The 22990-nt window shown below is 69.7% G+C and carries 22 protein-coding genes; 11 read left to right on the top strand and 11 right to left on the bottom strand.

The annotated features are described in order from the left end of the window. The first annotated feature begins 142 nt into the window (after window positions 1-142). The 5 genes from atpA (at window position 143) to AC07FA_RS15320 (ending at window position 5143) form a co-directional block, all read left to right on the top strand. A complete protein-coding gene (gene atpA, locus AC07FA_RS15300) occupies window positions 143-1714 on the top strand; it encodes a F0F1 ATP synthase subunit alpha (protein WP_328905910.1) in 1572 nt (523 codons plus the stop codon). A 3-nt stretch (window positions 1715-1717) separates the two neighbouring features. Beyond that, window positions 1718-2635 (top strand): F0F1 ATP synthase subunit gamma, encoded by a 918-nt coding sequence (locus tag AC07FA_RS15305; protein ID WP_328905911.1) that lies wholly within the window; start codon window positions 1718-1720, stop codon window positions 2633-2635. Then, window positions 2635-4077, top strand: coding sequence for a F0F1 ATP synthase subunit beta (gene atpD, locus AC07FA_RS15310; protein ID WP_443036719.1), 1443 nt, complete (start codon window positions 2635-2637; stop codon window positions 4075-4077). Before AC07FA_RS15305 ends, atpD begins: the two co-directional genes overlap by 1 nt. Window positions 4078-4186: 109 nt before the next feature. Then, the gene (locus tag AC07FA_RS15315) at window positions 4187-4564 is read left to right on the top strand and encodes a F0F1 ATP synthase subunit epsilon (RefSeq protein ID WP_479075802.1); all 378 of its coding nucleotides are present in this window, start codon (window positions 4187-4189) and stop codon (window positions 4562-4564) included. 132 nt (window positions 4565-4696) lie between these two features. Further along, a complete protein-coding gene (locus AC07FA_RS15320; RefSeq protein ID WP_479075803.1) occupies window positions 4697-5143 on the top strand; it encodes a DUF2550 domain-containing protein in 447 nt (148 codons plus the stop codon). Between the two features lie 126 nt (window positions 5144-5269). Here the strand turns inward: AC07FA_RS15320 and AC07FA_RS15325 are convergent, their stop codons facing one another. From AC07FA_RS15325 to AC07FA_RS15335, 3 genes are all read right to left on the bottom strand, one after another. Next, window positions 5270-7147 (bottom strand): glycosyl hydrolase family 18 protein, encoded by a 1878-nt coding sequence (locus tag AC07FA_RS15325; RefSeq protein WP_479075805.1) that lies wholly within the window; start codon window positions 7145-7147, stop codon window positions 5270-5272. Between the two features lie 168 nt (window positions 7148-7315). Next, window positions 7316-7966 (bottom strand): response regulator, encoded by a 651-nt coding sequence (locus tag AC07FA_RS15330; protein WP_479075807.1) that lies wholly within the window; start codon window positions 7964-7966, stop codon window positions 7316-7318. Continuing rightward, window positions 7963-9159, bottom strand: a complete 1197-nt coding sequence (locus AC07FA_RS15335; protein WP_479075808.1) for a sensor histidine kinase — start codon at window positions 9157-9159, stop codon at window positions 7963-7965. The genes AC07FA_RS15330 and AC07FA_RS15335 overlap by 4 nt, the downstream gene beginning before the upstream one ends. Before the next feature lie 151 nt (window positions 9160-9310). Here AC07FA_RS15335 and AC07FA_RS15340 point away from each other — a divergent pair, with 151 nt between their 5' ends. Then, complete coding sequence (locus AC07FA_RS15340) at window positions 9311-9853, top strand: hypothetical protein (protein WP_479075809.1); 543 nt, start codon at window positions 9311-9313, stop codon at window positions 9851-9853. A 3-nt stretch (window positions 9854-9856) separates the two neighbouring features. Here AC07FA_RS15340 and AC07FA_RS15345 read toward each other — a convergent pair whose 3' ends face one another. Continuing rightward, on the bottom strand, window positions 9857-10429 hold the full coding sequence (locus AC07FA_RS15345) for a cob(I)yrinic acid a,c-diamide adenosyltransferase (protein WP_479075811.1): 573 nt from the start codon (window positions 10427-10429) through the stop codon (window positions 9857-9859). Between the two features lie 200 nt (window positions 10430-10629). On the opposite strand from AC07FA_RS15345, the gene AC07FA_RS15350 reads away from it, so the two are divergent. From AC07FA_RS15350 to AC07FA_RS15360, 3 genes are all read left to right on the top strand, one after another. Beyond that, entirely contained in the window at window positions 10630-11478 is an 849-nt protein-coding gene (locus AC07FA_RS15350; protein WP_479075812.1) for a 3-hydroxyacyl-CoA dehydrogenase family protein, read from the top strand. A gap of 237 nt (window positions 11479-11715) precedes the next feature. Further along, the gene (locus AC07FA_RS15355; protein WP_003966237.1) at window positions 11716-12039 is read left to right on the top strand and encodes an STAS domain-containing protein; all 324 of its coding nucleotides are present in this window, start codon (window positions 11716-11718) and stop codon (window positions 12037-12039) included. A 224-nt stretch (window positions 12040-12263) separates the two neighbouring features. Continuing rightward, the gene (locus tag AC07FA_RS15360) at window positions 12264-14696 is read left to right on the top strand and encodes an ATP-binding protein (RefSeq protein WP_479075814.1); all 2433 of its coding nucleotides are present in this window, start codon (window positions 12264-12266) and stop codon (window positions 14694-14696) included. A 75-nt stretch (window positions 14697-14771) separates the two neighbouring features. Here AC07FA_RS15360 and nucS read toward each other — a convergent pair whose 3' ends face one another. After that, window positions 14772-15443 (bottom strand): endonuclease NucS, encoded by a 672-nt coding sequence (gene nucS, locus AC07FA_RS15365; protein ID WP_479075815.1) that lies wholly within the window; start codon window positions 15441-15443, stop codon window positions 14772-14774. 260 nt (window positions 15444-15703) lie between these two features. Between nucS and AC07FA_RS15370 the strand changes: the two genes are divergently transcribed. Continuing rightward, window positions 15704-16096: an SCO5389 family protein gene (locus AC07FA_RS15370; RefSeq protein WP_307124930.1), complete on the top strand. Its 393-nt coding sequence runs from the start codon at window positions 15704-15706 to the stop codon at window positions 16094-16096. A gap of 133 nt (window positions 16097-16229) precedes the next feature. Here AC07FA_RS15370 and AC07FA_RS15375 read toward each other — a convergent pair whose 3' ends face one another. After that, window positions 16230-17270 carry an LLM class flavin-dependent oxidoreductase gene (locus AC07FA_RS15375; protein ID WP_479075817.1) on the bottom strand — a complete coding sequence of 347 codons (1041 nt, stop codon included), beginning with the start codon at window positions 17268-17270 and terminating at the stop codon, window positions 16230-16232. A gap of 212 nt (window positions 17271-17482) precedes the next feature. On the opposite strand from AC07FA_RS15375, the gene AC07FA_RS15380 reads away from it, so the two are divergent. Then, a complete protein-coding gene (locus AC07FA_RS15380) occupies window positions 17483-17812 on the top strand; it encodes an ATP/GTP-binding protein (RefSeq protein ID WP_479075819.1) in 330 nt (109 codons plus the stop codon). 58 nt (window positions 17813-17870) lie between these two features. Here AC07FA_RS15380 and AC07FA_RS15385 read toward each other — a convergent pair whose 3' ends face one another. The 5 genes from AC07FA_RS15385 to AC07FA_RS15405 all read right to left on the bottom strand — a co-directional run bounded on the left by AC07FA_RS15385 (window position 17871) and on the right by AC07FA_RS15405 (window position 22847). Further along, a complete protein-coding gene (locus AC07FA_RS15385) occupies window positions 17871-18734 on the bottom strand; it encodes an ABC transporter permease (RefSeq protein WP_479075821.1) in 864 nt (287 codons plus the stop codon). Then, entirely contained in the window at window positions 18731-19918 is a 1188-nt protein-coding gene (locus AC07FA_RS15390; protein ID WP_479075822.1) for an ABC transporter ATP-binding protein, read from the bottom strand. Before AC07FA_RS15390 ends, AC07FA_RS15385 begins: the two co-directional genes overlap by 4 nt. Before the next feature lie 106 nt (window positions 19919-20024). Beyond that, on the bottom strand, window positions 20025-20804 hold the full coding sequence (locus AC07FA_RS15395; protein ID WP_479075823.1) for an ABC transporter permease: 780 nt from the start codon (window positions 20802-20804) through the stop codon (window positions 20025-20027). Window positions 20805-20809: 5 nt separating this feature from the next. Next, complete coding sequence (locus AC07FA_RS15400) at window positions 20810-21811, bottom strand: ABC transporter ATP-binding protein (protein ID WP_479075825.1); 1002 nt, start codon at window positions 21809-21811, stop codon at window positions 20810-20812. A gap of 97 nt (window positions 21812-21908) precedes the next feature. Continuing rightward, window positions 21909-22847 (bottom strand): coiled-coil domain-containing protein, encoded by a 939-nt coding sequence (locus AC07FA_RS15405; RefSeq protein WP_443036730.1) that lies wholly within the window; start codon window positions 22845-22847, stop codon window positions 21909-21911. Between the last annotated feature and the right edge of the window lie 143 nt (window positions 22848-22990).

The raw sequence follows: 22990 nt of genomic DNA on the forward strand, positions 1-22990 counted from the left end.
AGCGCGCAGCGCACAAGCACCAACTGAACGAGCAACAACAGCGGCCCGGTTGGGCCGTGCAGAAATTGCAGAAGATTCCTGGGGGTCGCCCCCAGACCCCCTTAAGAAACTTCGGGCCCAACAAGGAGAGCAGGGAACCCAGATGGCGGAGCTCACGATCCGGCCGGAGGAGATCCGGGACGCACTGGAGAACTTTGTCCAGTCGTACAAGCCGGACGCGGCCTCGCGCGAGGAGGTCGGTACGGTCAGCGTTGCCGGCGACGGCATCGCGAAGGTGGAGGGCCTGCCCTCCGCCATGGCGAACGAGCTGCTGAAGTTCGAGGACGGAACCCTCGGTCTCGCCCTCAACCTCGAGGAGCGCGAGATCGGTGCGATCGTCCTCGGCGAGTTCAGCGGAATCGAGGAGGGCCAGCCGGTGCAGCGCACCGGTGAGGTGCTCTCCGTCGGCGTCGGCGAGGGTTACCTCGGCCGCGTCGTCGACCCGCTCGGCAACCCGATCGACGGTCTCGGCGAGATCGCGACCGAAAGCCGTCGCGCCCTCGAGCTGCAGGCCCCTGGCGTCATGGTCCGCAAGTCGGTGCACGAGCCGATGCAGACCGGCTACAAGGCCGTCGACGCCATGGTGCCGATCGGCCGCGGCCAGCGTCAGCTGATCATTGGCGACCGTCAGACGGGTAAGACCGCTCTGGCCGTCGACACGATCATCAACCAGCGCGACAACTGGCGCTCGGGCGACGTGAACAAGCAGGTGCGCTGCATCTACGTCGCCATCGGTCAGAAGGGCTCCACCATCGCCTCGGTGCGCGGTGCCCTCGAAGAGGCCGGCGCGCTGGAGTACACGACCATCGTCGCCGCCCCGGCGTCCGACCCGGCCGGCTTCAAGTACCTGGCGCCGTACACCGGTTCGGCCATCGGCCAGCACTGGATGTACGCCGGCAAGCACGTCCTGATCATCTTCGACGACCTGTCGAAGCAGGCCGACGCCTACCGCGCCGTGTCGCTGCTGCTGCGCCGCCCGCCGGGCCGTGAGGCATACCCGGGCGACGTCTTCTACCTGCACTCGCGTCTGCTGGAGCGTTGCGCCAAGCTCTCCGACGAGATGGGCAAGGGCTCGATGACGGGTCTCCCGATCGTCGAGACCAAGGCGAACGACGTGTCGGCGTTCATTCCGACCAACGTCATCTCCATCACCGACGGCCAGTGCTTCCTGGAGTCCGACCTGTTCAACGCGGGTCAGCGTCCGGCGCTCAACGTCGGTATCTCGGTCTCCCGAGTCGGTGGCTCCGCCCAGCACAAGGCCATGAAGCAGGTCTCCGGCCGTCTTCGTGTGGACCTCGCCCAGTACCGCGAGCTGGAGGCGTTCGCCGCCTTCGGTTCCGACCTGGACGCGGCCTCCAAGGCTTCGCTGGAGCGCGGTAAGCGCATGGTCGAGCTGCTGAAGCAGCCGCAGTACGCCCCCTTCCCCGTCGAGGAGCAGGTCGTCTCCGTCTGGGCCGGCACCACCGGCAAGATGGACGACGTCCCGGTCGAGGACATCCGTCGCTTCGAGAGCGAGCTGCTGGAGTACCTGCGCCGCGAGCGCAAGGACCTCCTGACCAGCATCGCCGAGGGCGGCAAGATGTCCGACGACACGCTGCAGTCGATCGCTGACGCGATCGCCGCCTTCAAGCAGCAGTTCGAGACCTCGGACGGCAAGCTTCTGGGCGAGGGCTGATCGATGGGCGCTCAGCTTCGCGTTTACAAGCGCCGCATCCAAGCCGTCACCGCGACCAAGAAGATCACCAAGGCGATGGAGATGATCGCCGCGTCGCGCATCGTCAAGGCGCAGCGCAAGGTGCAGGCTTCGATGCCGTACGCAACCGAGCTGAACCGCGCGGTGACCGCGGTGGCGACGGGCTCCACCACCAAGCACCCGCTCACCACCGAGGCCGAGTCCCCGGTCCGCGCCGCGGTTCTGCTCATCACGAGCGACCGCGGTCTGGCCGGCGGCTACTCCTCCAACGCCATCAAGGCGGCGGAGCGGCTCCGGGAGCGGCTCGCAGGTGAGGGCAAGGAGGTCGACACGTACATCGTCGGCCGCAAGGGTGTCGCCTACTACGGCTTCCGTGAGCGCAAGGTCGCGGAGTCCTGGACCGGCTTCACCGACAGCCCGGCGTACGGGGATGCCAAGAACGTCGCCGCGCCGCTGATCGAGGCCATCCAGAAGGACTCGGCCGAGGGCGGCGTCGACGAACTGCACATCGTCTTCACCGAGTTCGTGTCGATGATGACGCAGAACGCGGTCGACAACCGCATGCTGCCGCTGTCGCTCGACAAGGTTGCGGAGGAGAGCGGTACGAAGGGCGAGATCCTTCCGCTGTTCGACTTCGAGCCGTCGGCGGAGGACGTCCTCGACGCCCTCCTGCCGCGCTACGTCGAGAGCCGTATCTACAACGCACTGCTGCAGGCCGCCGCTTCCGAGCACGCTGCCCGCCGTCGCGCGATGAAGTCGGCGACCGACAACGCCGGGGATCTCATCAAGAGCCTCTCCCGGCTTGCCAACGCGGCCCGCCAGGCCGAAATCACCCAGGAAATCAGCGAGATCGTCGGCGGTGCCAGTGCTCTGGCCGACGCGACCGCGGGGAGTGACAAGTAATGACGACCACTGTTGAGACGGCCGCTGCCACGGGCCGCGTCGCCCGGGTCATCGGCCCGGTCGTCGACGTGGAGTTCCCCGTCGACGCGATGCCGGAGATCTACAACGCACTGCACGTCGACGTCGACGACCCGGCCGAGGACGGCGCTCGCAAGACGCTGACCCTCGAAGTCGCCCAGCACCTGGGTGACGGCGTGGTCCGTGCGATCTCGATGCAGCCCACCGACGGTCTGGTCCGCCAGGCCCCGGTGACCGACACGGGCAAGGGCATCATGGTCCCCGTCGGTGACATCACCAAGGGCAAGGTGTTCAACACCCTCGGTCAGATCCTGAACGAGCCGGAAGCCGAAGCTCAGATCACCGAGCGCTGGCCGATCCACCGCAAGGCCCCGGCCTTCGACCAGCTCGAGTCCAAGACCGAGATGTTCGAGACCGGCCTGAAGGTCGTCGACCTGCTGACCCCGTACGTCAAGGGCGGCAAGATCGGTCTGTTCGGTGGTGCGGGCGTCGGCAAGACGGTCCTCATCCAGGAAATGATCATGCGTGTGGCGAAGCTGCACGACGGTGTGTCGGTGTTCGCCGGCGTCGGTGAGCGCACCCGTGAGGGCAACGACCTCATCGACGAGATGACGGACTCCGGTGTTCTGGACAAGACCGCGCTGGTCTTCGGCCAGATGGACGAGCCGCCGGGCACGCGTCTTCGCGTGGCCCTGTCCGCCCTGACCATGGCGGAGTACTTCCGCGATGTGCAGAAGCAGGACGTGCTGCTCTTCATCGACAACATCTTCCGCTTCACGCAGGCCGGTTCCGAGGTCTCCACGCTGCTCGGCCGTATGCCGTCCGCAGTGGGTTACCAGCCGACCCTGGCCGACGAGATGGGTGTGCTCCAGGAGCGCATCACCTCGACGCGTGGTCACTCGATCACCTCGATGCAGGCGATCTACGTCCCCGCGGACGACCTGACCGACCCGGCCCCGGCCACCACGTTCGCCCACCTCGACGCGACGACGGTTCTCTCCCGTCCGATCTCCGAGAAGGGCATCTACCCGGCCGTGGACCCGCTGGACTCCACGTCCCGCATCCTGGACCCGCGCTACATCACGCAGGACCACTACGACACGGCCACCCGTGTCAAGGGAATCCTGCAGAAGTACAAGGACCTCCAGGACATCATCGCGATCCTCGGTATCGACGAGCTGGGCGAGGAGGACAAGCTCGTTGTCCACCGTGCCCGTCGCGTCGAGCGCTTCCTGTCGCAGAACACCCACGCCGCCAAGCAGTTCACCGGCCTGGACGGTTCGGACGTGCCGCTCGACGAGTCGATCGCCGCGTTCAACTCGATCTGCGACGGTGAGTACGACCACTTCCCGGAGCAGGCGTTCTTCATGTGCGGTGGCATTGAGGACCTCAAGGCCAACGCCAAGGAGCTCGGCGTCTCCTGAGCCTCCGGCTCACCGAGGGGGGTGGGTGTGTCCCGCCCCCCTCACCACGCCCCGTAGAATTGACCCAACACCCGGCTCGACCGCCGGGTGGTGACCCGAGGAGCCACCCTTGGCTGCTGAGCTGCATGTCGAGCTGGTCGCCGCGGACCGCAGTGTCTGGTCCGGCGAGGCCACCCTGGTCGTCGCGCGTACCACGTCCGGCGACATCGGCGTCATGCCCGGTCACCAGCCGCTTCTCGGTGTGCTGGAATCGGGCCCGGTGACGATCCGTACCAGTGAGGGCGGCACCGTCGTCGCCGCTGTGCACGGTGGATTCATCTCGTTCGCGGACGACAAGCTGTCGCTGCTGGCGGAGATCGCCGAGTTGGCGGACGAGATCGATGTCCAGCGCGCCGAGCGTGCGCTGGAGCGCGCGAAGTCGGACACGGACGCCGCCGCCGAGCGGCGCGCCGATGTACGACTGCGCGCGGTGGCGGTGCTGCACTAGTACCCCGCCGACAGATGTTTTTACTCAGCCGCGGCCCGAGCTGGAATTCTCCAGACCGTGTCGCGGCTGAGGCAATGCAGATGCAGTTCGGTCCGGATATCCGTAATCGACGTTGCGAGGAGGTCGGTGGAGATGGTCCTCGCTCTGTGGGTTGGCGGTCTGGTCGTCGTACTGGTCGTGGTGGGTCTGTTCGTGTTCGGCCTCCGCCGGCGGCTGATCCAGCGCTCCGGCGGAACGTTCGACTGCAGTCTCCGCTGGGACATCCCCAAGGAACCGGACCCCACCGGCAAGGGCTGGGTGTACGGCGTCGCCCGCTACAGCGGTGACCGGGTCGACTGGTTCCGGGTCTTCTCCTACGATCCCCGCCCGCGCCGCGCCCTGGAGCGTGCCTCGATCGAGGTCGTCGCCCGCCGGCTGCCCGAGGGCGAGGAGGAGCTCGCGCTCCTGTCCGATTCCGTCGTGCTCGGCTGTCTCCACCGCGGGACCCGCCTGGAGCTGGCGATGAGCGAGGACGCCCTGACCGGCTTCCTCGCCTGGCTGGAGGCGGCACCGCCCGGCCAGAGGGTGAACGTGGCCTAGGGCCTCTCGTTCGGTCCCCGGGGCCGTACGCGGACAGAGAAAGGCCGGGGAGACAGGGGGCGGACCTGTCTCCCCGGCTGCTTTTCCGGGCTGTGCTGGTGGTGCGGTGGTGCTACGGCGTGGGGATTACCGGAGGCCGGTGTTGATCGCGCTCACCAGTTCGCCGTTGGCGGTGTCACCGCTGAACTCCCAGAAGAAGGCGCCACCGAGGCCCTGGTTCTTCGCCCACGTCATCTTCGAGACGACGGTGGCCGGGGTGTCGTAGCTCCACCAGTTGGTGCCGCAGTGGGCGTAGGCGGTGCCGGCGACGGTACCGGTGGCCGGGCAGCTGTTCTTGAGGACCTTGTAGTCCTCGATGCCCGCTTCGTACGTTCCCGATGCCGCTCCGGTCGCCGTGCCGCCCGGGGCGGACTGGGTGACTCCGGTCCAGCCGCGTCCGTAGAAGCCGATGCCGAGCAGCAGCTTCTTCGCCGGGACGCCCTTGGCCTTCAGCTTGGCGATGGCGTCGGCGGCGGTGAAGCCGGCCTGCGGGATGCCGGTGTACGAGGTGAGCGGCGAGTGCGGGGCCGTCGGGCCCTTGGCCGCCCAGGCGCCGAAGAAGTCGTACGTCATCACGTTGTACCAGTCCATGGACTGCGCGGCTCCCGCGTAGTCCGCGGCGTCGATCTTGCCGCCGTCGGAGCCGTCCGCGGTGATGGCGGCGGTGACGAGGTTGCTCGCGCCGAACTTGGTGCGCAGCGCGGAGGCGAGGTTCTTCAGTGCGGCCGGGCCGCTGGTGTCACAGGTCAGACCACAGGCGTTGGGGTACTCCCAGTCGATGTCGATGCCGTCGAAGACATCGGCCCAGCGGGGGTCCTCGACCAGGTCGTAGCAGGACTGGGCGAACGCGGCCGGGTTCTGGGCCGCGGCACCGAAGCCGCCGGACCAGGTCCAGCCGCCGAAGGACCAGAGGACCTTGATGTTCGGGTACTTCGCCTTGAGCTTGCGCAGCTGGTTGAAGTTGCCGCGTAGCGGCTGGTCCCAGGTGTCCGCGACGCCGTCGACCGACTGGTCGGCCGTGTACGCCTTGTCGTAGTCGGCGTAGGCGTCACCGATGGTGCACTTGCCGCCCTGGACGTTGCCGAAGGCGTAGTTGATGTGCGTGATCTTCGAGGCGGAGCCCGAGGTGACCAGGTTCTTCACGTGGTAGTTGCGCCCGTAGACGCCCCAGTTGGTGAAGTAGCCGAGGTTGACCTTGTCGCCGGTCGGGGGAGTGGTGCCGCCGCCGGTGGTGCGGACCGCGACCGAACCGCTGACCGGGCCGGTCTGGTCCGCGGTGTCGCGGGCCTGCACGGTGTACGAGTAGTCGGTGCCCGCGGTGAGGGCGGTGTCCGTGTACGTCGTACCGGTGACCGTGGCGACCTTGGCGCCGCCGCGCAGCACGTCGTAGTTCTTGATGCCCTTGTCGTCGGTCGCCGCGGTCCAGGTGAGCTTCGCCGAGGTGTCGGTGATCAGGCTCGCGGTGGGGGTGCCCGGCGCGGAGGGGGCGTTGTCGCCGGGGACGCTGCCGCCGTCACAGGAGGCGCCGTTCAGCTTGCAGCCGCTGGGGGAGCCGGAGCCGGTCCCGTTGAAGCCGAAGCTGATGCTGGCGCCGGGGGCGACGGAGCCGTTCCAGCTGAGGTTCTTGGCGGTCCAGTGGGTTCCGGAACCGGTGACGGTGGCGTCCCAGGCGGAGCCGACCGCGGTGCCGGAGGGGAAGTCCCACTCGATCGTCCAGGAGGAGAGCGCGGTGGTGCCGGTGTTCTTCACCGTCCACTGGCCCTCGAAACCGGTGCCCCAGTCGGACTTCTTGACGTAGGTGGCGGTCGCCGATGTGGCGGCCTCGGCGGGGCTGGCCAGGCCCACCATCGCCGCGAGCGGCAGAAGCAGTGCGGTGACGCCCGCTACGGCCTTGGATCGGATGGTGGTGCCGGTACTGAGTCTCTCTCTGAATCCGGCCCGGCGTGGGGGGGTCTCAGTGCTCAACGGTGCTCCTCGGGTGAGGTCCGACAAACGGGGGTGGTCCGTGGACTGCAAACCCTGCGCCGCCCTGAGCGCGCCTTGTCATGGCGTACTCACCGCAGTGTGCTCGGTGAGATTAGGAAGGTCTGGACCAATCGTCAAGAGGTCCAGACCAAAGATCCACCCTAAACCTCAGAGACCCAACTCCTGAGCGATCACCGCCGCTTGGGCCCGGCTGCGCAGCTCCAGCTTCCCCAGCAGCCTGCTGACGTGCGTCTTCACCGTCGCCTCGGCCATCGAGAGCCGTCCCGCGATCTCCGCGTTCGACAGTCCCTGGCCCAGACATCCGAGCACCTCGTGCTCCCGTCGCGTGAGCGATTCCAGCCCCGGGGGAGCGGGGGCGGCCGCCCTGCGCACGGGAGCGGCCCCGGCGAACTCCGCGATCAGCCGGCGCGTCACCGCCGGGGCGATCAGACCCTCGCCGCGCGCCACCGTGCGTACCGCTTCGAGCAGATCGTGTGCGTCGGCGTTCTTCAGCAGGAAGCCCGCCGCACCGGCCCTCAGGGCCCCGAAGACGTACTCGTCCAGATCGAACGTCGTCAGGACCAGCACGTCCGCGAGCTGCTCGGCCACCACCTGCCGGGTCGCCGAGACCCCGTCGAGCCGAGGCATCTGCACATCCATCAGCACGACGTCCGGGCGCAGTTCCCTGGCCAGCCGCACGGCCGCCTCCCCGTCGGCCGCCTCCCCGGCGACCTCGATGTCCGGCGCGCTGCCCAGGATCAGCACCAGCCCCGCGCGCACGGCGGACTGGTCCTCCGCGACCAGTACCCGGATCGTCATTCCCTCGTCGTCCTTTCCTCGACGGGCAGTTCCGCCCGTACCCGCCAGATCCTCCGGCCGTCCGCAGCGGGCACGAGGCCCGCCTCGATCGTGCCGCCGAGCAGGGCCACCCGCTCCCGCATGCCCACCAGGCCCGCCCCCGAACCGGGCGCCCGCGGCCCCGGCCGGTTCCCGCACTCGCTGATGACCTCCACCGAGAGCAGGCTCCCCTCGCGCGCGAGCCGCACCGCCACCGGGCCCGGGGCGGCGTGCTTCAGCGCGTTCGTCAGGGACTCCTGGACGATGCGGTACGCGGCCAGCTCGACCGGCGCCGGCAGCCGCTCGGGCTTCCCGCGCGCGTCCTCCAGCGTGCACGTCAGGCCGCTCGACGCCCCGTTGGTGCGGGCGTGCTCGACCAGGACGTCCAGCGAGGCGAGGGTCGGTGCCGCGCTCGGCTCCGTCTCCGTCCCGCTGTGCCGGAGCAGCCCGATGAGCCGCCGCATCTCCGCCAGCCCTTCGACGCTGTTCTCACGGATCACCCCGAGTGCCTCGCGTGAGGTGTCCGGGTCGTCGATGGAGAGCGCCGCGGTGGAGTGGATGGCGATCGCGGACAGGTGGTTGGCCACCATGTCGTGCAGCTCGCGCGCCATCCGTGCCCGCTCGGCGGTCACCGCCTGGGTACGGTCCATCTCGGCGAGCAGCGCGGTCTGGTCGGCGCGTAGCCGGGCGGTCTCCGCCGCGTCGCGATGGTTGCGCACGCTGACGCCGGTGATGGCGGGCGCGAAGGACACGAGGCCGGTCACGACTCCGATCAGCAGCGCCTCCGCCGTGCGGAACCAGGCCAGGAAGCCGATCGTCGCCGCGACCGTGACCAGGAACGAGCCCACCGGGATACGGCGGGCGGCGGTCGGGGCCCCGTACACCACGGCCGCGTACACGACATCCGTGAACATCAGCACGGTGGCCAGGTTCCCGACCGTGAACTGGTCGGCGACCAGGGCGGGCACGGCGACGGTCAGAGCCGTCAGCGGGGCGCTCCTGCGCAGCAGTTCGAGCCCGGCCATGACGGTGAGAGGCACCAGAGCCGCCCAGGGCGCCGCGACCGGCCGCGGGCCCTGCATGTGCAGACCGATCAGCCAGAGGACCAGCCCGCCGGACAGCCCGATGGCCGCGATCAGTACGTCGTGGCGGTGCGGGCGGGAGACGGTGAGCACCCTCCCATCCAACACGCAGGCCCAGGGGCGGGCCTCCGCACGGTGGGTGAGCCGCGGATACATCGAAGGATGCAGTCGGGCTTCGTCACTGCCGACGACGCCCCGGCGCCTTGCGGCCGGGAGGCTGGAGGGGACCGGGAGGAGAAGAACCGTGATCGTCATGCTGATCGTGCTCTGCGAAGTCGGCTTCTGGGTGCTGCTGGCCGCCGGACTCGCGCTGCGTTACCTCGCGAAGAAGCCCCGGCTCGGCGCCGCGGTGCTGTTGTGCGAACCGCTGCTGGAGGTCGTGCTGCTGGTCATCACGGCCATCGACCTGAAGAACGGCGCCGAGCCCGACTGGAAGCACGGACTCGCCGCCGTCTACGTCGGGTTCACCGTGGGACTGGGCCACTCGGCGATCACGTGGGCGGACGCCCGGTTTGCCCACCGGTTCGCGGGCGGTCCGCCGCCGGTGAAGCCGCCGAAGTACGGGATGGCGCGCGCCGCCCACGAGTGGCGCACCGCGGCCCGCTGGACCGTTGCCGCCGTGACCGCGATGGCGCTGCTCCAGGCCGCGGTCTGGTACGTCGGGGGCGACGGGGACGTCGGATCGCTGCGGATGTGGCAGCAGAAGATGCTGTGGCTGATCGGCATCAACCTGGTCATCGCCGGGGGCTACACGCTGTTCCCGAAGCGGGCCCCGAAGGGGGCGTGATCCTCAGCGGTCGCCGCCGGGCACCCACAGCACGTCCCCGACCTCCTTGTTCGCCGTCCTCGCGAGGATGAACAGGAGGTCGGAGAGCCGGTTGAGGTACGTCGCGGTGAGCGCGTTCATCACGTCCCCGTGCACCTCCAGCGCCGCCCAGGTGGAGCGCTCGGCCCGCCGGACTACGGTGCACGCCTGGTGCAGCAGCGCCGCCCCCGGCGTACCGCCCGGCAGGATGAAGCTGCGCAGCTTCTCCAGCTCCTCCAGGAAGCGGTCGCAGTCCGCCTCCAGCTTGTCGATGTAGGACTGCTCGACCCGCAGGGGCGGATACTTCGGGTCCTCGGCGACCGGCGTCGACAGGTCCGCGCCGACGTCGAAGAGGTCGTTCTGGACGCGGACGAGGACCTTCACCACGTCCTCGGGCAGCTGCCCGAGCGCGATGGCCGTACCGATGACGGCGTTGGCCTCGTTCGCGTCGGCGTATGCCGAGATCCGCAAATCGGTCTTGGCGGTCCGGCTCATGTCGCCGAGGGCGGTGGTGCCCTGGTCGCCGGTACGGGTGTAGATGCGCGTCAGATTGACCATGGGGCCAGCCTAGGGAAGCGGCCGCCCCCGCGGGGACGCAGGTGGCCAACTGCACGTGGCGCGCCACCGAATGAGGCGTACCAGTGTGATGTCCGTCATTTGAGACGTGACGCGCATCTCTTCGCCTCCCCAGGGCCCCTCACGGGTACTAATCTCCGCCGGAGAGCGTGTGAACAACCGTTATCCAAAGGGGTGCAAACGTGGCCAGGAAGCTCGCCGTCATCGGCGCCGGACTCATGGGGTCCGGGATCGCGCAGGTCTCTGCCCAGGCGGGCTGGGACGTCGTCCTGCGCGACGTCACCGACGCGGCACTGGCCCGCGGCCTCGACGGCATCAAGGGTTCGTACGACCGGTTCGTCTCCAAGGGCAAGCTGGCGGCGGCCGACGCCGAGGCCGCGCTCGCCCGCATCACCACGAGCACCGACCTCGACGCCGTCGCCGACGCGGATGTCGTCGTCGAGGCCGTCTTCGAGAAGCTGGAGGTCAAGCACGAGATCTTCCGCGCGCTCGACACGATCGTGCGCGAGGACGCCGTGCTCGCCTCCAACACCTCCGCCATCCCGATCACCAAGATCGCCGCCGTGACGAAGCGGCCCGAGCGGGTCGTCGGAGTGCACTTCTTCTCACCGGTCCCGATGATGCAGCTGTGCGAGCTGGTGCGCGGCTACAAGACGAGCGACGAAGCCCTCGCCACCGCGCGGGAGTTCGCCGAGTCGGTCGGCAAGACCTGCATCGTCGTCAACCGTGACGTCGCGGGCTTCGTCACCACGCGCCTCATCTCGGCGCTGGTCGTCGAGGCCGCCAAGCTGTACGAGTCGGGCGTCGCCTCGGCCGAGGACATCGACATCGCCTGCAAGCTGGGCTTCGGTCACGCCATGGGTCCCCTCGCCACGGCCGACCTGACCGGCGTCGACATCCTGCTGCACGCGACCGGCAACATCTACACGGAGTCGCAGGACGAGAAGTTCGCGGCCCCGGAGCTGATGCGCCGGATGGTCGATGCAGGTGACATCGGCCGCAAGAGCGGGCAGGGCTTCTACACCTACTGAGATCGATCATGTCCCGGGCCGCCTGATCTGCCGTCGATCAGGCCCGGGGCCCCGGTGGGCCGGAGGGGTCCGGCTCACCGGAATCAGTCAGCGCGAGCGGGCCGATATCACTCCACGGAGTGAATTCGGTATCGGTTCGCTTACAGACGGCAACTTCCTTGTCGTTGCGGCAGTCAGTTGTGGCAGAGACAGAAGAGACAGACGGACCTTGCTACGGAGTATTCCCGGGGAGCGCATATGCACATCAGGGGCGACCACGCCGAGCTGGTCGTCGGGGGCCGCCTCGACGTCCGAAGCGCGGCGGACGCCCGTACGGTCCTGCACTCGGCCGTCGACGACGGCGTCGGCGATCTCGTGCTGGACCTGACCGAGCTGGATTCCTGGGATGCCACCGGACTCGGCGTCATCATGGGCGCCCACCGACGGGCCGGCAGGGCCGGCCGACGGCTCGTTCTGCGCGGCGTACCACCACAGATGCAGCGCCTGCTCGTCGCGACCAGGCTGCACCGCATCCTGGCCATCGAGGGCGGAATCGCCGCGGAGTCGCTGCCGCGCGTCTGAGGTCGCCACCGGCAGGGCCCGGTGGCGTCGCACGCACAATCCTCACGAGACCGTGATGTCCCGGGCGGCGCGGCACCCCGCCGGTTCCTGGATACTGTGCGAAGGTCTAGGGTTCGGCCGTCTGCCGACTGACGGACCCATGGGCGGACACCGGACCAGAAGCGACAGCGGGGCGTGCGAGGCCGGGAGGGACATTCGCGCGCGACGCATCTGGGGGCTTTGCAATGGACCCGAACAACCGGGGATCCGACGAGTACGGCCGGGACCACGACGGTTTCGCGGAGGACGGCGCGCCGCAACGGCAGTCCCGTGAACCGCTGACGCCCGACTTCGGGCTCCAGACACCGAAGCAGGCCCGCACCGTCCAGCTCATCTCGGGCGACCTGCTCCTCACGGTCAACCCGGTCGACGGCAGCGAGGTCGAACCCTGCCCGCCGGGCCGGCAGCCCGAACCGCCCGTACGGCACACCGCCACCGAGCGCGCGGAACGCGAACGTGCCGCGGCGCCGTCCGTCCCGCCGGGCCCGCCCGGCCCCCGACTGCCGCTCCTGGAACGCCAGGAGATCCGCGACCGCCTGGTACGGCTGCTGGCACGCGGACGGTCCGTACGCGTCACCGGCCCCGCCGGATCGGGCCGCACGGCCCTGCTGGACGCCGTCGCCGCCGACTGCGCGGATCTGGCGCCCGACGGCGTCGTACGTCTCAGCGGCCACAAGCGCACCACCACGGACCTCCAGTACGCACTCTTCGAGGCGGTGTACCGCGCGCCGTCGCACCGTCCCGGCCGCGAAGAACTCCTCGGGCTGATCCGGGGCATCGGCGCCGTCGTCGTCCTCGACGACCTGGAGTTCGGCGGCGGCGCGCTCGACGAACTGCTCGACGCCACGCCCGAGTGCGCGTTCGTGCTCGCCGCGACTCCCGATGTCGCCGCGCCCGGACCCGACGCGCACCTGGAAGAGCTCTCTCTCACCGGGCTCGGCCGCAGTGCCTCGATCGACCTGCTGGAGCAGGTCGTCGAACGCCCGCTCACCGAGGACGAGGCGAACTGGGCGGGTGACCTCTGGTTCGAGTCGGAGGGACTGCCCCTGCGCTTCGTCCAGGCCGGCGCGCTGCTGCGCCACCGCGACTTCCCGCACGATCCGGAAGCCATGGACGCGTACGGCTCCGCGGCGCCCCTCGCACCCGAGGACGGGCCGGAGCAGCCGCTGCCCAGCCTGGGGGAGGGCGCGGCGCCCGCGGTGCTGCTCGCCTCCCGGCTGAGCGAGGCCGCGCGCGAGACCCTGCGTTTCGCCGTCGCGCTCGGCGGTGAGGTGCCGCACCAGGCGCACCTGCCGGCGCTCGTGGGGGACACCCACGCCGACGCCGCCCTCGGCGAACTGGCCGGGTGCGGACTGCTCTCCCCGGCCGGCCCCCGCTACCGGCTCGCGGCCGGTGTCGTCGCCCAGTTGGAGGCCGGCGGGTACGGCGAGGGCGCGACCGACCGCGCCAGGACCGCCGCCCAGCACTACGCCTGGTGGGCGGGGCACCCCTCGGTCACCTCCGAGCGGGCGGTCGCCGAGGCCGACGCCGTACTCGCCGCGCTGACGCAGCTGGTGCCGGGCGACCGGGCCGGGCAGGCCAGCGTCGCCGTACTGCTGGCCCGCAGCGCCTCTCCGGCCTTCGCCGCCGGAATGCAGTGGGGAGCCTGGGAGAAGGTCCTCAGAATCGGCCAGGAGGGCGCGCGGATCGCCGGCGAGGTGGCGGAAGAGGCCTACTTCCACCACGAGTTGGGCGTACTCGCGCTCTGCACCGGCCATCTGGAACGGGCCAGGGCCGAACTGGAGGCGTCGATCGGCATGCGCGGGGCGCTCGCCGACAAGTCCGGCGCGGTGGCCGGGCGCAGGGCGCTCGCCCTGGTCGAGGACCGCACCCGCGGACCGGTACCGGGCACCCCGGCCGGCGAGGAGCTCGCAGCCGTACGGTACGAGGGGCCGGCTTCGCCGCCCGGCGGGACCCCGGCGGTCCTGCCGCTCTTTCCCGGGCAGCCCGTGCACGCCGAGACGGCCACCGTGGTCTCCCGCCCGGACACCCCGGCGGGCCGCGGTCCCGCGTTCCTTCGCGGCACCCGGCGCAACCTGGTCGGGGCCGGCGCGGGCGCGCTCCTGGTGGCCCTGCTCGGCACCGTCGTGGCGCTCGGCTCGACCTCGGGCAGCGAGGAGCCGGACAGCCGGAACGTGACGACCGAGCAGTCCGCCGACGAGGACGGCAGCGAAAACGGTCTCCCGGCCGAGGAGCCGTCGGACGGCGCACCGGCCGAGAGCGGTACGCCCGGCGGGGGCACGCAGCCCCCCGGCCCGTCCGGCCAGGCCACTCCGTCCGCCGGGACCCCCTCGTCCACGGACACCTCGGACCCGGGAGCCACGCCGACGTCGGACGACCCGACGAGCGAGGGGCCGAGTACGCCGAGCGGGCCCAAGACACCGACCAAGTCGGCCACCACGCCGCCCACCACGTCCGCGAGCCCCTCGGAATCGTCCCCGACTCCGTCGGAGTCGGCTTCGGAGACGGCGACTCCGACCCCGACCCCGACGGACACGGAGACACAGACACAGCCGTCGAACAGCGACTCGGCCGACGGGCCGACGGGGGACACGACTGCCGACGAGAAAACCGCCTGACCCCCGGGCGGGACGCGGAAAGCCGGACGGGCGAAAATCAAGCCCGTCCGGCGACCGAGGACACAGGAACCTCGGTCAGAACAGCCGCAGCTTGTCGTCCTCGATGCCCCGCATCGCGTCGTAGTCCAGGACCACACAGCCGATACCGCGGTCCGTCGCCAGGACCCGCGCCTGCGGCTTGATCTCCTGCGCCGCGAAGATGCCCTTCACCGGGGCGAGATGGGGATCGCGGTTGAGCAGCTCCAGATAACGGGTCAGCTGCTCCACACCGTCGATGTCACCGCGGCGCTTCAGCTCCACGGCCACCGTCCCGCCGTCCGCGTCACGGCACAGGATGTCCACGGGACCGATGGCGGTGGGGTACTCACGGCGGATGAGCGTGTGGCCCTCGCCGAGGATCTCGATCCGGTCGGCCAGCAGCTCCTGGAGGTGCGCCTCCACGCCGTCCTTGATCAGGCCGGGGTCGACGCCCAGTTCGTACGAGGAGTCGTGGAGGATTTCCTCCATCGTGATGATCAGTTTCTCGCCCGCTTTGTTCACCACCGTCCAGATGCCCGCGTCACCGTCGGCGCCCTCCTTCAGGGAGCACGGCGGGGACATCCAGTTGAGCGGTTTGTACGCCCGGTCGTCGGCGTGGATCGACACACTGCCGTCCGCCTTCACCAGGATCAGACGGGGGGCGGAGGGCAGGTGGGCGGTGAGCCGGCCCGCGTAGTCGACGGAGCAACGGGCGATGACGAGACGCATGGTCGGCAACGCTACTCGACGACGGGTGCTCCACGCGATTCCCCCGGCTCTCTCCCGTGCGCACCCGACCCCTCCCCGCGGGCTTGCCCCTCTTTGACAGCCTTCGTTATTGGCCGGTTGTGTTCCCAATCTCCTGGTGCGGCCCGGACTGCGCGCTTACCGTGTAAGCAGGAGGTCGCCGTCTGTGTACGCTGCGTCGCCGTCCTCCTTCCCTGCCCGTAAGGCCCCGGCCAACTGTCGGGGTCGCGAGAGGAGAACCCATGTCGCTCGACGTCTCACCGGCGCTGTTGGAACAGGCCGAGCGAGGCGAGGTCGACGAAGCCGACTTCGTCGACTGCGTCCGGACCTCCCTGCCCTACGCATGGGAGATGATCAGCTCTCTGGTGGCCCAGCTGAAGGTCGACGGCGGACAGTTCGCCGACAACCAGACGCCGCCGCCGGACGAGCAGGCACGTGGTCAGCTGCTGCGTGCGCTCGCGAGTGATGCGATACGCGGCGCGCTTCAGCGGCACTTCGGAGTGCGTCTGGCATTCCAGAACTGCCACCGCGTAGCGGTGTTCCCGCTGGACGCTTCGGTCGACGAGCGTCTGGCCCGCTTCACCTCGGTGAGGGGCCAGTTGCTCAACCAGTCGCCCGGACTGCGGGACTGCTGAACGCTTCTGCTGCCGCTCCGGGCCGCGGGAGGTGCGACAGGCTCCGGGGCGGCAGCTCCCGTACCACCAGCACACCGGCACCATGAGCATCACCAGAACTACCGGCACCACCAGGACCACCGGAATGAGCGCATCACGTCAGCAGCGGCAGCACCTCGGTGCCCAGGCGCTGCACGTTCTCCTCGGTTGCGGCGAGGTCGCCCGAGCCTTCCACGAGGAGCGCGAAGCGGGTGATCCCGGTCCGCTCCGCGGTCGCCGCGAGCCGGTCGGCCGCGAGGCGGGGCGGGCCCACCGGATGCATGCCGCACAGCAGTTCCGTATAGGCGACGGGGTCGCGCATGACCCGGTGCCTGCCGTCGACCGTCACATGGGCGTCCAGTCCCTGTTTGAGCCACCCCGGCATCGCCTTCACGAGCGTCTCCGTGGCGTCGGCGGGCCTGTCCGCGATCTGGGCCACCCCTGCGGACACATGTCCGACGCTCTCCACGACATCGGGCGGGTGTCCGGCCTCCCGGGCGGCCGTCCGCCACAGGGCGACCATCTCCGCCTTCTCCTCGTCCCCGCAGTGCATGCCCAGGAGCATCGGCAGCGCCTTCGCCGCGGCGAGCCGGACACTCTTCGGCGAGGTGCACGCCACGATCACCTCCGGGCCCCCGGGGCAGGCCGGGCCGTCGGCCAGCAGCTCGTCGGAGCGTGGCACGACCGCGACCTCCCTGAAACCGAACCGGTCCCCGGTGCCCGCCACCCGCGGCTTGCGCAGCCAGTCGAGCAGCAGCTCCAGCGACTCGGGGAAGTCCCTCTCGTACGCGGCGAGACCGCCGCCGAACACCTCCAGGTCCACCCAGGGACCGCCCCGGCCCACCCCCAGGGAGAACCGCCCTCCGCTGGTGATGTGCAGCAGCGCGGCCTGCTCGCCCAGGGCCACGGGGTGCTGGGTCGGCAGCACGCTCACCGCCGTACCGACCCGGATTCTGCGGGTGCGGCCGAGCAGCAGCGCGGCCAGTGTGACGGCGGACGGGCATACCCCGTACGGCACGAAATGGTGCTCGGCCAGCCAGACCGAGTCGAGTCCGGACTCCTCCGCGACCTCCGCGGACCGGACCGCCCGGTGCAGTGCCTCACCCTGTCCCTGGCCCGGAAACTGAGCTGCCAGTACGAACGTTCCGACGCGCATCGCCTGTTACCTCCTTGCGGCCGACGCGGTTCTCCCCTACAGGCAACAACGTCTGACACGTGCCAAAGGCACGGTCCATGGGGAAGTTGTTGCGATTTTCCGGTAACTCGCCTCCGGCGTCGCTGGGGACTCCCGCCGTACGGGCCGGTCGCCCGGCCCGATGGGCCTACGCTGGACGGGCAACCGCCCGTTCTGCCCCCATGAGGTGTCACGTGTCTCCGCGCCGCAACCGCCCCCGAGGCGGCGAGAGCCCCACCAGCAGACCATTCGCTGAGGGGCAGCGGTACGGCGGAGGCGGAGCCACCGAGAGCTGGCAGGGCGAGGAGTGGTCGGTGCGCCCGGTGAGCGGTGCGAGCGCGGCGGGGAAACGGTACCGCTGCCCCGGCTGCGACCAGGAGATCCCGTCCGGTGTCCCGCATCTGGTCGCCTGGCCCGAGTTCGGCGGCATCGACGACCGCAGACACTGGCACAAGGCGTGCTGGAACGCGAAGGACCGCCGCACCACACGGGTACAGCGGTCCAGGAACGCCCCGCGGCACTGAGCGGCGGGCCGGACGTCAGGAAGACGGACGTCAGGCGCCGCACGCCGCACGCCGTACGTCAGACGTCGCGGCGGTCCAGCGTGAGATAGGCACCCGCCATGGCGGCCGCGGTCACGCCCAGGATGATCCACAGGGGCTCCCAGCCGGTCGGCCCCGAGGCGGTGACCGACGCGTCGTAGAACGCGCCGAGCTGGTTGGGGATCGAGTACTCGAAGAGCGCCTTCTGCAGGTCGGCCAGCGACTCCGAGAACATGAACATCGCCAGGACCAGCGGCAGCAGCACCACGGCGATCATGATGGTGATCGCGCCGGCCGAGTGCCGGATCAGCGCACCGAGCGCGAGCGAGAGCAGTCCCAGCGTCGCGACGTAGAGGCCGACCCCCACCGTGGAGCGCAGCCAGTCGTCGCCCGTGGGCTCCACGCCGTCCAGCATGGACGTCTGGAGGACGCCGACGACCGCGGTCGTCACCGTGGTGATCACGAAGGACAGCAGGAAGAAGACGATCGCCTTCGCGGTCAGCACCCGGGCGCGGCTGGGGCAGGCCGTCAGCGTCGTACGGATCATTCCGGTGCCGTACTCCGACGCGATCGTCAGCACGCCCAGCGTGATCACGCAGATCGAACCGAGCAGCACTCCGAAGAAGCCGAGGCTGAGGACCGGGGTGTCCCCGAGATCGGCGTCCGACGTGCTGACGGCGATCGCGGACAGCAGCCCGATGCCGAGCAGCAGCACGACCATCACGCCGAGCGTCCACATCGTGGAGCGCACGGAGCGGATCTTCGTCCACTCGGAGGCGATCGCGTCGCTGAGGCTGGCGCGGCGCACCGGGATCGGCGAGCTGTAGAGGCCCTGGGGAGCGCCCTGCCAGTTCTGCGCCTGCTGCGGGGGCTGGTACGGGGCCTGGGGCGCCGGCGTCGTCATCGGGAGTCCTCGCTGGTCTCGCGCTTGGTCGGTTCTGCGGGGGCGGGAGCGGCGGCGGGGGTGGCGGCCGCAACGGGAGACGCGGCCGGAGGGGGCGCCGGGGCCGCGACGGGCGGCTGCGCGGCCGGGGCGGACGCGTACGGGTTCTGTCCCGGGGGCGGCGGGGCGTACCAGCCCTGCTGCGGCATCTCGGGCTGCGGCTGCGCGTAGCCGGGCTGCTGTCCGTAGCCGGCCGGAGCCTGCTGCTGGAGCGCCGCCTTGGCGTCCACGGTCGAGCGGTAGTCAACGGCGCCCTGCGTCATCCGCATGTACGCCTCCTCCAGCGACGCCTGGTGCGGCGAGAGCTCCCACAGCCGGACGTCCGCGCCGTGCGCCAGGTCGCTGATCCGGGGCAGCGGGAGACCGGTGACGCGCAGCGCCCCGTCCGGCTCCGACATGACCTGACCGCCCGCCTCGGTGAGCGAGGCGGTCAGCTTCTCGCGCTGCTCCGGGACGTCCGAAGGGACCCGGACGCGGGCGAAGTCGGCCGAGTTGGCGGAGATGAAGTCCGTGACGCTCATATCGGCGAGCAGCTGGCCGCGCCCGATCACGATGAGGTGGTCGGCGGTCAGCGCCATCTCGCTCATCAGGTGGCTGGAGACGAAGACCGTGCGTCCCTCCGAGGCCAGCATCTTCATGAGGTTGCGCACCCAGAGGATGCCCTCGGGGTCGAGACCGTTGACCGGCTCGTCGAAGAGCAGCACCTGCGGGTCGCCGAGCATGGCCGCGGCGATCCCCAGCCGCTGTCCCATACCGAGCGAGAAGCCCTTGGACCGCTTGCGGGCCACGTCCTGGAGGCCGACGACACCGAGCACCTCGTCGACCCGGGCGGCGGGGATACCGGACAGCTGCGCCAGCGAGAGGAGATGGTTCCTGGCGCTGCGGCCGCCGTGCACCGCCTTGGCGTCGAGCAGAGCGCCCACCTGGCGCGGTGCGTTCGGCAGGCTGCGGAAGGCGTGGCCACCGATCGTCACATGGCCCGCGGTCGGGGTGTCCAGACCGAGCATCATGCGCATGGTGGTGGACTTGCCGGACCCGTTGGGACCGAGGAACCCGGTGACGGCCCCCGGCCGTACCTGGAAGGAAAGGTTGTGCACGGCCGTCTTCGCGCCGTAGCGCTTGGTCAGGCCGACTGCCTCGATCATTCTCCAGCCCCATCGACTTATCTGTCGTCGGGGCACAGGCCACCCGGCCGCACGCCCCCGTAAGAGTTAGGAGGATAACCACGCCTTGACGGTTCCAGCCAAGTTGTTACGCGTCGCGCTTCTTCAGTACGACGTATCCGCCGGCCAGCGCGGCCACCACCCACGCCAGCAGGATGCCGAGTCCACCCCACGGCCCGTACGGCGCCGGGTCGCTGTTCATGGCGTCGGGAACCACCTGCATGATCTTCGATCCGGCCTGGTCGGGGAAGTACTGGGCCACGTTCTTGGCGCCCGGCACGGCGGACAGGATCTGCGAGACGAGGAAGAAGAACGGCATCAGGATGCCGAGCGACAGCATCGAACTGCGCAGCATCGTGGCCACGCCCATCGAGAAGATCGCGATCAGACCCATGTAGACGCCGCCGCCGAAGACCGCGCGCAGCACGTTGTCCGCACCGAGGTCCGTACGGTGGTCGCCGAGCAGTGCCTGGCCGAGGAAGAACGAGACGAAGCTGGTCGCGAGACCGACCACCAGGGCCAGGACGCCCGCCACCACGATCTTGCTGAAGAGGAACGTGGCGCGCTGGGGCACGGCCGCCAGTGACGTACGGATCATGCCGGAGCTGTACTCCGTACCGACCACCAGGACACCGAAGACCACCATCGCGAGCTGACCGAGAATCATCCCGGAGAAGCTGATGAAGGTCGGGTCGAAGGTGGCCCGCTCGGCGTCGGAGAGTTCGTCGAACTGGGAGTTCATCAGTGCGCAGAGCGCCGCGCTCATCGCGACGGTGACGGCGAACGCGGAGATGAGCGTCCAGGTGGTCGAGGAGACCGTACGGATCTTGGTCCACTCGGAGGTCAGGACCGCGGGTACCGATGCCATCGTGGTCATGCTCCCTTGCCGTGATCGGAAACGCCGCCCGCGGACCGGTCCCGCTCGCCGCCCCACTGCGGACCCGCGGGAGTCGGCGGCGCGCCGTCGCGTTCCGAGTGCGCGTGGTACTCCACGGACCCCGCGGTCATCTGCATGAAGGCCTCTTCCAGCGAGGCCCGCTGGGAACTGAGTTCGTGCAGCACGATCTGGTGCCGGGCGGCGAGCTCGCCGATCGCCTCCGTGGTGGCGCCGTCGATCTCCAGGGCGCCGTTGCCCGACTCGACGGCGACGAGACTCTCCGCGTGCAGCACATCGCGCAGCCGTTCCCGTTGCGGGGAACGCAGCCGTACATAACTGCGGGAGTTGTCGTGGATGAAATCCGCCATCGAGGTGTCCGCGAGCAGTCTGCCCTGCCCGATCACGATCAAGTGGTCGGCGGTCAGTGCCATTTCGCTCATCAGATGGGACGAGACGAAGATCGTCCGGCCCTCTGCCGCGAGGGCCTTCATCAGATTTCTGATCCAGTGAATTCCCTCGGGGTCCAGACCATTGACGGGTTCGTCGAACATCAGGATCTCGGGATCACCGAGAAGTGCCGAAGCGATTCCCAGCCGCTGGCCCATCCCGAGCGAGAAACCCTTCGACTTCTTCCTGGCCACCGCGCCGAGTCCGACCATGTCGAGGACTTCTCCGACCCGGCCGGCCGGGATGCGATTGCTCTGGGCGAGACAGAGCAGATTGTTGTACGCGCTGCGGCCCCCGTGCATCGACTTGGCGTCGAGCAGCGCGCCGATGTGCTTGAGGGGTTCGTCCAGGTCCCGGTAGTGCTTGCCGTCGATGCGGACCGTACCGCTGGTGGGGTTGTCGAGATCGAGCATCATCCGCATCGTGGTCGACTTCCCCGCGCCGTTGGGGCCGAGAAAACCCGTCACCATTCCCGGTCTGACCTGGCACGTCAGGTGGTCGACGGCGACCTTGTCGCCGAATCGCTTGGTGAGGCCCTCAAGCTCGATCATGCGTTCACGCTAGAACGGCCGCGCGCCCGGCGCCACCACAAGGGCGGAACCGGGCGCGCGGGAGCTTGCCGGGTGGTACAGCTGCGGTACTCCGGGGTCAGCGGGTCTGCTGAGCCGGAACCCCACGGGTGGCGGGCTCGTCGTCCACCGGGGAGCCGGCGGCGGCCACCGCGGCACCCGTCAGCGTCGCCAGCATCTCGCGGACGTTGGTCAGCTGGGCGTTGATCGAGTCGCGGCGGTTGGTGAGCGCCGCGAGCTCGCGCTCCGATTCGCTGCGGATACGGTCGGCCTTGGCGTTCGCGTCGGCCACGATGTCCTCGGCCTGGCGCTGCGCCGTCTCCACCGTCTGACGCGCCCTGCGCTCGGCGTCCGTACGGAGCTTCTCGGCCTCCAGGCGGAGCTGCTCGGCGCGGTGCTCGATCTCGGCGAGACGCTTCTCCGCCTTCGCCTGACGGGACGCGAGGTCGCGCTCCGACTGCTCGCGGCGCTTCGCCAGGTTCGTCTCGAAGTCCGCGGCGGCCTGGGCGGCCTTGGCGCGGGTCTCCTCGAAGAGGGCGTCGGCCTCCTCGCGCTTCTGCTGAGCGTCCTTCTGCGCCTCGGTGCGCAGCGTGTTCGCCTCACCCTTGGCCTTCTCGACGATGCGGACGCCCTCGTCCTCGGCCTTCGCCTTGCGCTCGGCGGAGAACGACTCGGCGTCGTTGCGCACCTGCTGGGCGGCCGACTCGGCCAGCTCACGGTGCTGCTCGGCGGCGCGACGGGCCTCCTCGCGGAGGTCCTTCGCCTCCTCCTCGGCGAGGCGGAGGATCTTCTCGACGCGGGCACCCAGACCGGCGTACGACGGCTCGGCGTCGTTGACCTGGGCCTGGGCGTTCTGCGTTTCGAGGTGGAGCTCCTCGATGCGCTTTTCCAGAGAGGTGATTCGAGCCAGAGCACTATCACGGTCGGCGACCAGCTTGGTAATGCGGTCGTCCACCTGACCGCGGTCGTAACCACGTCGCACGAGCTCGAAGCCGAAGGGGGAGGAAGGGTCGCTCATGGGTTTCCTGTCGAATGAGACCGGTGAGGTGATAGGGGGAATCCTAGGGGCCTGAGCGGCGTGTCAACGTGCAGATGCCGCTTTGATCTGGAGAATGACACCCCTTTTGAGTGGCTGACCTCCGGAGCGCTTGCCACTCGAAG

Source organism: Streptomyces sp. NPDC045968 (assembly GCF_056430475.1).